Source organism: uncultured Marivirga sp. (assembly GCF_963974845.1).
GTDB lineage: Bacteria > Bacteroidota > Bacteroidia > Cytophagales > Cyclobacteriaceae > Marivirga > Marivirga harenae.
Genome location: NZ_CAXBEQ010000018.1, coordinates 1 through 1,550, shown reverse-complemented (window position 1 = coordinate 1,550; position 1,550 = coordinate 1). Strand labels below are relative to the sequence as shown.

Genomic DNA, 1,550 nt, shown 5'->3' with positions numbered 1-1,550 from the left:
TGGGCTATAAACAACGCCGTAAAATAGTGTAACAGGTTGATTTGGGGAGGATGGGTGTGGAGTTTAAGGTAGCTCTTCCAAACTACTACAGCCAAAACACCGCTTATTGATCCAATCAATATTGAATCGATCAGATCAATCCTAAAAATACCCCAGTTCCATAATAGGAAATAGGCAAAAGAGAAAAGAATTCCTACCCCAAAATGAGCCGCCATTCCCACCAGAAAAGCCGATTTCGTTGGAGAATAATAATTTCTTTCCCCCACTAACATATTTCCTAAAATGTGGATCACCTTGGTAAAATGAGAGGTGGAGTAAGCGTACAAGTATATAAAGGCAGTCATAGCTAAAGTTCCTATCACTCCGGACAGGATGGTAACTAGGAAATGGTTAATGTCCATAAAGGTTAATCTTAAACTGACACTTTTTAGGCTATTATACTAATATTCATTTTTTAAAATTTTCAATCTGTAAATAACTAGTGATTTTTAAACTGACAATTATCTTAGTCAGTGTAATCCATTAAGGAGGTCGGTCTTAGGCCAGCAGTTCAATTGCTTCTGAATTTCCCTGCATACCTGCATGATCCACAGCCATCAAACCTTTATGATCCATCATCATCTTATCGGCTCCGTTAGCCAATAAAAGCTTAACTATCTCATTTTTTCCAAACATACTCGCAAACATCAATGCTGTACCCCCGTTGCCATGCGTAGCATTTATATCTGCATTATAGTCCAGTAGAATCTGGGCAATTTCAGCATAGCCCTTGAATGACACTCCCATTAAGGAAGTGTTTCCACTGTTGTCCTTTGCATTTACATCTGCACCGTTTTTCAAGAGGAATTCGGTAGTCTCGATCTGGTTGTTATAAGTGGCAATAGTGAGGGGGCTATATCCCTTGTCATCTTTATAATTCACATCTGCTCCATTGTGAAGAAGATCTTTTATTTTTTGCGTATCGCCTATTCTTGCTGCGTCTATTAATTCTTTCATAGTGTTCAATAAAAAATGGGAAACAAATCAATGTTTCCCATAGTGGTTTAAGCTGGTATTTTTCCTTCTTTTTCTCTTTCAAAGAACCTGTGATTACCTATTGCTTTGATAAATGCTTCGGTAAAACTCTTATCTGAAGTACTGCTTAGCAGTAAGCCGCTATCAGCCAGCTTATCTATATTTTTATTCAGGTAGTTGGCTACATAAGTGATCTTTACAAGTTCACTTGCACCATCATCTGTTGCTATGGCTTTGCAGTGCAGAAAAGCTTCGTCTATGAAGTGAACAGCTTTTGGAGTCTGCTTTAATTTCTCAACACTTTTTTCCCCCGAAGGAACATAAATAGCATCCACCAATACCGATGAAAATGTCAAAATACTGTGGTCCACTTTTACATCATTGCCTGAGTTGTCTTTTATAAAACCCGATTTAGGGGCAATTATTTTGACAACTGCACCTTCTGATTCAAGCGCTTCTTTCATAGTAGTAAGAGAGTTGGAGTCCACACCATCTGCCGCCAAAAATGCAATTTGACGGGTTTTTATGGATCCTTT

3 protein-coding genes are annotated in these 1,550 nt (G+C 38.3%); all 3 read right to left on the bottom strand.

Features of this window, described 5'->3' with window-relative positions; genetic code table 11:
• Positions 1-401: hypothetical protein (locus AAC601_RS18945; protein ID WP_340154124.1), on the bottom strand; the 401-nt coding region annotated here is incomplete at its 3' end.
• A 136-nt stretch (positions 402-537) separates the two neighbouring features.
• Positions 538-996, bottom strand: a complete 459-nt coding sequence (locus tag AAC601_RS18940) for an ankyrin repeat domain-containing protein (RefSeq protein ID WP_340154123.1) — start codon at positions 994-996, stop codon at positions 538-540.
• A 47-nt stretch (positions 997-1,043) separates the two neighbouring features.
• Positions 1,044-1,550, bottom strand: a 507-nt coding sequence (locus AAC601_RS18935; RefSeq protein ID WP_340154122.1) for a DJ-1/PfpI family protein, incomplete at its 5' end; no start/stop codon positions are given.

Coding starts and splice junctions, on each gene's coding strand:
- AAC601_RS18940 (WP_340154123.1), bottom strand. CDS start 996: ATGAAAGAATTAATAGACGCAGCAAGAATAGGCGATACGCAAAAAATA.